This is a genomic window from Nocardioides dubius (assembly GCF_039528155.1).
Lineage (GTDB): Bacteria > Actinomycetota > Actinomycetes > Propionibacteriales > Nocardioidaceae > Nocardioides > Nocardioides dubius.
In genome coordinates this window covers 58,834-66,537 of record NZ_BAAALG010000006.1, presented here as the reverse complement: position 1 = coordinate 66,537, position 7,704 = coordinate 58,834, and the positions used below count along the sequence as shown (strand labels likewise).

Sequence of the window (7,704 nt, the reverse complement as noted above, 5' to 3'; positions counted from 1 at the left end):
CCGCCGAGCGCTGCCGCTGCGGCCGCCGTCGTCGAGTGCGTGGGCGTCGGCCTGCGGGCCGGCCGTGCGGCGGGACTGGCCGCCGAGCGCGCGGCCTTCCAGCGGTTGCTGGCGTCGGCCGAGAGCGCGGCTCTGGTCCACCTGTTCCACGTGGAGACCGCGGCCAAGCGTCGCTTCCGGAGCACGGGCGAGGCGGACCGGGCGATCGGCGTGGTCGGTGCGGGGCAGATGGGCGCCGGGATCGCGGCGACCGCGGTCGCGCACGGCCTCGACGCCGTGGTCCGTGACATCGACCCCGCGCGTCTCGAGGAGGCGCGGGTCCGTGCCGCCACCTCGCCCGCCGCGGAGCGGCGCTGGCGCGCCACCACCGGCTGGGAGGGATTCGCCGGGAGCGATGTGGTGGTGGAGGCGGTCTTCGAGTCCCCGGACCTCAAGCGGGAGACGCTGCGGCTGATCGATGCCGAGGTCGGCGCGGATACGCTGATCACCACCAACACCTCGGCGATCCCGGTCGCCAGCCTCAGCGACGCCGTCTCGCGACCCGAGGCGTTCCTGGGCACGCACTTCTTCTCCCCGGTGGAGCGGATGGCGCTGGTCGAGCTGGTGCCGCATGCCGGCACCTCCACCGACGCGGTCGAGCGGGCCGGGCGGATGGCGCGGGCGATCGGCAAGGTGCCGGTGGTGGTGGCCGACTACCCGGGCTTCTTCACCTCGCGGGTCTACGCGCGCTGGCTGATCGAGGGGCTGCGGCTGCTCGCCGACGGCGCCGACCCGGCGGTGATCGAGGCGGAGGCCCGAGCCGTCGGCTTCCCGGTCGGACCGCTGCAGGCCAGCGACGAGGTCACCCTGGACCTGGTGCTGGCGGCCAGCGTGGTCCAGGTCGCCGAGCAGGTGCTCACCGAGCGGGTCGACGTCGTCGAGGTCAGGGCGCTGCTGGAGCGACTGATCGAGGCGGGGTTCCGGGGCAAGCGGTTCGGCAAGGGCTTCTACCGCTACGCCGAGGGACGCCGTGACGGCCTCGACCCGGCCGTGCCGGAGCTGATCGGTGCCGCGGGTGCCCCGCTGCCCGCGGGGCTGGCGGGGGAGCGGCTGCTGCTCGCCTTCGTCACCGAGGCGATCGCCTGCTGGGACGACGGCACCCTGTGTCACCCTGACGACGGCGACCTGGCTGCGGTGTTGGGCATCGGCTTCCCGCGTGCGCTGGGCGGCCCGTTCCAGTGGAGCGACCGCACCGGTGCCGCCGAGGTGGTCGCGAGGTGTCGGGTGCTGGAGGCGCGGGCCTTCCCGGTCGGCGAGTCGCTGACCCGGCTGGCGTCCGGTGCCGGGCGGTTCGGCGCCGAGCCGCGCCGTGCCCGGCCCGGCCTCGGCTGAGCCCACTCGGACCGTCCTACCCGGCGTCTCCTGCGGCGCCGGGTAGGACTGCTGCTCACCAGCCGAAGAGCCGCCGGGCGTTGTCGTGCTCGATGGCGCTGCGCTGCTCCTCGGCGAGCGGGTAGGCCGCGAACTCGCGCTCGAAGTACTCGATGGTCGGGCTCAGCGCGTAGGGCCAGTCGGTCCCGTAGAGGATCCGCTGCGGGTCGGCGAACGCCAGCAGGCTGGGCAGGGAGGTCGGCGAGGTGGACAGCGCGGTGTCGAAGTAGAACCGGCGGGCGTCGGCGAGCAGCTGCTCGGCGTCGCGGCGCGGCTCGAGCATCGTGGCGGACATCGCAGCGAGCCGATGCACGTTGTACGGCAGGAAGCCGCCGGCATGGCTCAGGATGATCGACACGTCGCGGTGCCGGTCCAGGACACCGGCGTAGAGCAGGCTGATCGCGGTGCGCACGGTGTCGAGCAGGAAGTCGGCGATCGCTCCGGAGACGCCCGGAACCAGCGGCTGCGTGGTCCAGTTCGGGTGCACGAACACGACGGCGCGGCGTCGGTCCAGCTCGGCCCAGACGGGCGCGAACTCGGGGTCTCCCAGGTAGCGCCCGTCGACGTTGGTGAGCAGCGTGTAGCCGGCGCAGCCGAGAGCCGAGGCATGCTCGATCTCCGCCAAGGTGGCCTCCACGTCGGGCAGCGGGAGGGCCGCGAAGAAGGCGAGCCGGCCGTCGTTGCCCGGGGCCAGCACGCTCGCGGCCAGCTCTTCGTTGGCGGCGTGCGCGGCCGGGACGGCACGGGCGGCGTCACCGAACCAGACGCCGGGAGCGGTCAGCGAGACCACCGCGCGGGCGACGTGATGGTGGTCCATCGCGCGGAGTGCGTCGTGCGGCGTCCAGGGGCGGACCGGGCGGGACGGGGCGAAGTGCTCCACCTCGCGCACCCAGCTCGGCGCCGAGGCGTGGTGGTGGACGTCGATGCGGTCGTTCATGCGAGCCTCCTGGGATTTCGGCGGCAGGGTATTGCGTCGCCGTAAAACTGAGTCTAATCTCAGTTTCAGTTTAGATGTGAGGGCGGCCACACGAATCTCGGACGTCACGCGGCCCCGACCAACCGTTTTCCACGAAGGGAACCCCGATGCGCTTGAAGACTGGCCTCGCATGCGGAGCGCTGGCGCTCTCCGTGCTGACTGCGTGTGGCGGTGGCACCGGAGGCGGCAGCGACTCGAAGGCGGACGACAAGCTCGTCTTCGCTGCCACCTTCGCCCACACCACGCTCGACCCCGACCTGATGCCGCTGCGCCACATGCAGCTCTACGGAGCCCCGGCCTACGACAGCCTGCTCTTCCTCGACGGGGACGAGGAGATCCAGCCGATGCTGGCCACTGAGTGGAAGGCCGGCGAGGACGCCACCGGCCCGTTCCTCGATCTCACCCTGCGCGAGGGGCTGACCTTCGACGACGGCACGCCCTTCACCTCGGCGACGGTCGCCGCCAACGTCAAGCGCTCCCAGGAGCTGGAGGGCAGCACCAACGCCTCGGTGCTGGCCGGGGTCACGGTCGAGGAGACCGACGAGACCCACGTCCGCCTGCGCAACCCGGCCGGCGTCGGCGCACTGCCCCGCACCCTGGCCAGCATCGGCGGGATGATGATCTCGGACAAGGCGATCGCCGACAAGGTCGACCTGACCGAGACCGAGGCCGGCATCGGTGCGTTCAACCTGAAGAGCGTGCAGCCCAACCGCGTGGTCTACGAGGCCAACCCGGACTACTGGGACGACAGCGCGGCCGCGGTCGAGACGCTGGAGATCACCTACCTGGCCGACGACGCCAAGCTCAACGCGGTGCGCTCCGGCGAGGTGGACGTCACCGTCCTGCCGGAGAAGCTGACCAAGACCGCCGAGGACGCCGGCTACAAGATCGTGCGCAGCAGCGGAGCCGAGAACTACACCTTCTCGCTGAACACCACGATGAAGCCGTTCGACGACCCGCGGGTGCGCGAGGCCGCGGCGATCTCGCTGGACCGCGAGGCGATCTGCGAGGGCGTCCTCGAGGGCGCCTGCGTGACCAACGGCCAGGTGATGGGCGCCGGAACGAAGGCATTCGACAAGGACCTCGGCCTGAAGAACTTCCCCTACGACATCGAGCGGGCCAAGAAGCTGATCAGCGAGGCCGGTGCCAAGGGCGCCAAGGTCGAGATCGTCACGGTCGCCGGGAACTCGGTCTTCGAGCAGCTGGCCACGGTCTTCCAGGCGCAGCTCAAGGAGATCGGCCTGGACGCGAAGGTGCTCCCGGTCGCCCCGCCCGAGGTGGTCAGCCGCTTCGGCATCGAGAAGGACGTGGCGATCGCCTTCGGTGCGATCGGCAACGCGATCGACCCCTCGGAGAGCCTCGCGCGCTACCTGCTGCCCGGTGGCCTCTACAACCCCGGCGGCTACGTGATGCCGGAGATCGTCGACCTCGCGGCCCAGGGGCTGAAGGAGCCCGACCAGGCGAAGCGGGTGGAGATCTATCGCGAGCTGAGCGGAAAGCTCCCGGTGGACGGACTGCTCATCCCGATGCTCACCCCGACCACCGCCTACGTGATCGGCGAGCACGTCGAAGGCTGGCAGGACCCGTGGGCGCCGTCGTTCCCGACCTTCCGCGGCGTCTCGGGCTGAGGTAGGGCCCCGGGCCCCGAAGAGGAGAAGCAATGGCTGTCTTGGTGCTGCGGCACGTGATCGGTCGCCTGCTGTTGGCGATCCCGATGTTGCTGGCGGTGACGTTCGGAACCTTCGTCCTGCTCTACTCGATCGGCGACCCGGCTGCGGCGATCGCCGGCGACAGCGCGAGCGCCGAGGAGATCGAGCGGATCCGGCAGGACAACGGATTCGACCGGCCGATCGTGGCGCAGTACGCAAGCTGGCTGGGCGGGGTGCTGACCGGCGACCTGGGTGACTCGATCCGCAATCGCGGAACCGTGGGCCACCTGGTCGGTCAGCACCTCCCGCCGACCCTCTTCCTGGCGGTGCTGGCGATGGGGATCGCGATCCTGGTCGCCGTGATCGCGGGCATCGCCGTCGGGCTCCGTCCCGGCGGCTGGCTCGACAAGGCCGTCTCGATGCTCTCGGTGCTGGGACTGGCCGTTCCGAACTTCCTGGTCGGACTGGCGCTGATCCTGGTCTTCGCGATCTGGATCCCGATCTACCCGGCCGGCGGCTACCGCTCGGTCAGCGAGGTCGGGCTGACGACGTCCCTGCAGTATCTGGTGCTGCCGGCCTTCGCGCTGGCCACCTCGCTGATCTGCCTGCAGACCCGCACCTTCCGGGCCTCGCTGATCGCCGAGTACCAGCAGGACTACGTGCGCACCGCACGGATGAAGGGCGTCAGCGAGGCCGGCGTCTTCCTGCGCCACGTGGCGCGCAACGCCGCCGCCCCGCTGGTGACCGTGATCGGCCTGGAGGTCAGCATCCTGATCACCGGCGCGCTGCTGGTGGAGGTGGTCTTCGCGGTACCGGGCATCGGCACGCTCACCATCGACTCGGTGCGGGGACAGGACTTCCCGGTGGTGCAGGCCCTGGTCGCGCTCTTCGGCGCGATCATCCTCGCCGCCAACCTGGTGGCCGATCTGGTCGCCCTGTGGCTCAACCCGATGGCGAGGAGCAAGGCATGACCGAACTCGTGACCGGCGCGCTCGCGCCGAGCGCCTCGAAGCCGAAGGCCTCGGCCCGGTGGCGCGTGCGCGGCGTCTCCTGGGGTGCCCGCCTCTCTCTGGTCTTCATCCTCGCCAGCCTCGCGGTGATGGTGCTGGTGGAGTACCTGCCGCTGCAGGACCCGGCCCAGCAGGATCTGGTGAACACCCTCGCTCCGATCTCCGGTGAGCATTGGATCGGCACCGACGAGCTCGGGCGCGATCTGTTCAGCCGGCTGCTGTGGGGCGTGCACACCTCGCTGCTCGCCGGGCTGACGGCGGTCGCCGTCGCGGTGGGCATCGGCCTGCCGCTGGGGCTGTTGGCCGGCTACCTCGGCGGGTGGGTGGACCAGGTGCTCTCCCGGCTCGCGGACGTCGTGCTGACGGTGCCGGCGCTGATCCTGCTGCTGGCCGCGCAGACCGCGCTGGACACCAGCATCCAGGGCCAGATGGCCGTGCTCGGCTGCATCTTCGCGCCCCGGGTGCTGCGGGTGATCCGGGCCGAGGCGCTCGGCGTCTCGACCGCCGCCTTCGTGACCGCGGGACGGATGTCCGGGGCCTCGCATGCGCGGATCCTGCTGCGCTACCTGCTGCCCGGGGTCCGGGCCCAGGTGGTGGTGCAGATCAGCTACCTGCTGGGGCTGGCGATGGTCGTCGAGGCGGGCATCTCCTTCCTCGGCATCGGCGTCAAGCCGCCGGACTCGTCACTGGGCACCCTCCTGATCGGCGCCTCCGCGCTGCTGAGCAGCCATCCGCATGTGGTGCTGGTGCCGGCCGCGGTGCTGACCACGCTGATCCTGAGCCTCAACGTCTTCGGTGACTCCCTGACCGAACAGCGGAAGAAGTGAGTGGGCAGATGGCCACGATGAGCAAGACCCGAGCTGCCGACGTCCGGGTGGAAGGCCTGTCGCTCGAGCTCGACGAGCCCGGAGTGGCGGTCGGGGAGGCGCAGCGACTGGTCCGCGACGTCAGCTTCGGCGTCGCCGCCGGTGAGATGGTCGGCCTGGCCGGGGAGTCCGGTTCGGGCAAGAGCCTCACCGCCTCCGCGATCGCCGGCCTGATGCCGAGTGGGGTGCGGCGTGCGGGCGGCACGATCTTGATCGGAGCCGAGGTGTGCCCGCCCGGACACCGGCATCCCGATGTCGCGATGATCTTCCAGAACCCGATGACCAGCCTCAACCCGTCGGTGCGGATCGGCGACCAGATCGCCGAGGCCGTCCGGCTGCGGCACAAGGGCACCTCCAGGAGCGCGGCGCGCAAGCGCGCCGTCGAGATCCTGGAGCAGGTCGAGGTCTCCCAGGCCGCGTCGCGCGCCCGGCAGTATCCCTTCGAGTTCTCCGGCGGGATGCGCCAGCGGGCGATGATCGGGATCGCGATCGCCCGCGACCCCGCCGTCCTGGTGGCCGACGAGCCGACCACCGCACTCGACGTCACCGTGCAGCGCGGCGTGATGGACCTGATCGACCGGTTGCGCACGGATCTGGGGCTGGCGGTGCTGCTGATCAGCCACGACCTCGGCGTGATGAGCGAGCGCTGCGACCGGCTCCTGGTGATGTACTCCGGCGAGCTGGTGGAGGTCGGCGGCACCCGTCAGGTGTTGGACCAGCCGGCGCATCCCTACGTCGACGGCCTGCTGCGCTGCATCCCCGATCGGGCGATGGCGGCGGGCAGGCTGCAACCCCTGCTCGGGCAGGTCCCGCCGCCCAACCGCTGGATCTCCGGCTGCCGGTTCGCCGATCGGTGCGGATCGGCGACGCCTGCCTGCGAGAGCGCCCCGGTGCCGTTGGCGCCGTTGAGCCCGTCGGCGCAGGGGCGCGAGGTGCGCTGCATCCATCCGCTGACCCCGGCGACTGCCGGCGAGAGGAGCGCTCGATGAGCGAGGTCCTGCTTCAGGCCGAGGGCCTGGTCAAGGAGTACCGGTCGTCGCGGTGGCCGGCGCCGGCGCTGCGCACCCGGGCGATCGACGACGTGTCGTTGGAGATCCGGGCCGGCGAGACCGTCGGCATCGCGGGCGAGTCCGGTTCGGGCAAGTCGACGTTGATCGGCGCCTTCTGCGGGCTGGTCCGTCCGGACGCCGGCACGGTGCGGCTGGCGGGCCTCCCGCTGTATCGGGGACGCCGGTTCCAGCGTGAGCTCTGGCGCTCGATCCAACTGGTCTTCCAGGACCCGTACACCTCCTTGAACCCGGCGATGACCGTGGCCCAGAACGTCGCCGAGCCGCTGCTGCTGTGGCACCGCGAGGATCGCCGGGACGCGGAGTCGAGGGCGCGCGAGCTCCTCGATCAGGTGGGCCTCTCCGGGCCGCTCGTCGAGCGCCGGCCGACCACCCTCTCCGGTGGCCAGCGGCAGCGGGTCTCGATCGCCCGGGCGCTGGCGGTCGATCCCCGCCTGCTGCTGCTCGACGAGTCGGTCTCCGCGCTCGACGTCTCGATCCAGGCGCAGATCCTCCAGCTGCTGATGGACCTGCGTGCCGAGCGCGAGCTGACCCAGGTGCTGGTCAGCCATGACATCAGCGTGCTGAAGCTGTTCTGCGATCGGGTGATCGTGATGCAGCACGGGCGGATCGTCGAGGAGTGCGCGGCGGCGGACCTCGAGCCGGAGCTGGTCAGCGAGCCCTACACCCGCCAGCTCCTGGAGGCGGTCCCTCGGCTGTGATCCGCCCGGATCGGTGGGCAGCATG

The 7,704-nt window shown here is 71.2% G+C and carries 7 protein-coding genes; 6 read left to right on the top strand and 1 reads right to left on the bottom strand.

All coding sequences use genetic code 11. The features are described 5' to 3' along the window. Positions 1–1,371 (top strand): 3-hydroxyacyl-CoA dehydrogenase NAD-binding domain-containing protein (locus ABD151_RS07735; protein WP_343992988.1); only part of this gene is annotated, 1,371 nt, incomplete at its 5' end. 55 nt (positions 1,372–1,426) lie between these two features. On the opposite strand, the gene ABD151_RS07730 is transcribed toward ABD151_RS07735, so the two are convergent. Next, positions 1,427–2,347 carry an amidohydrolase family protein gene (locus ABD151_RS07730; RefSeq protein WP_343992985.1) on the bottom strand — a complete coding sequence of 307 codons (921 nt, stop codon included), beginning with the start codon at positions 2,345–2,347 and terminating at the stop codon, positions 1,427–1,429. A gap of 146 nt (positions 2,348–2,493) precedes the next feature. Here ABD151_RS07730 and ABD151_RS07725 point away from each other — a divergent pair, with 146 nt between their 5' ends. From ABD151_RS07725 to ABD151_RS07705, 5 genes are read left to right on the top strand one after another with little or no spacing between them, the layout of a single operon-like run. Beyond that, positions 2,494–4,014: an ABC transporter substrate-binding protein gene (locus ABD151_RS07725; RefSeq protein WP_343992983.1), complete on the top strand. Its 1,521-nt coding sequence runs from the start codon at positions 2,494–2,496 to the stop codon at positions 4,012–4,014. A 32-nt stretch (positions 4,015–4,046) separates the two neighbouring features. Then, entirely contained in the window at positions 4,047–5,006 is a 960-nt protein-coding gene (locus ABD151_RS07720) for an ABC transporter permease (protein WP_343992981.1), read from the top strand. Beyond that, positions 5,003–5,872 (top strand): ABC transporter permease, encoded by an 870-nt coding sequence (locus tag ABD151_RS07715; protein WP_343992979.1) that lies wholly within the window; start codon positions 5,003–5,005, stop codon positions 5,870–5,872. Before ABD151_RS07720 ends, ABD151_RS07715 begins: the two co-directional genes overlap by 4 nt. Positions 5,873–5,889: 17 nt before the next feature. Next, positions 5,890–6,900, top strand: coding sequence for an ABC transporter ATP-binding protein (locus ABD151_RS07710; RefSeq protein ID WP_343992977.1), 1,011 nt, complete (start codon positions 5,890–5,892; stop codon positions 6,898–6,900). Beyond that, entirely contained in the window at positions 6,897–7,679 is a 783-nt protein-coding gene (locus tag ABD151_RS07705) for an ABC transporter ATP-binding protein (protein ID WP_343992975.1), read from the top strand. Before ABD151_RS07710 ends, ABD151_RS07705 begins: the two co-directional genes overlap by 4 nt. The last annotated feature ends 25 nt before the right edge of the window (positions 7,680–7,704 follow it).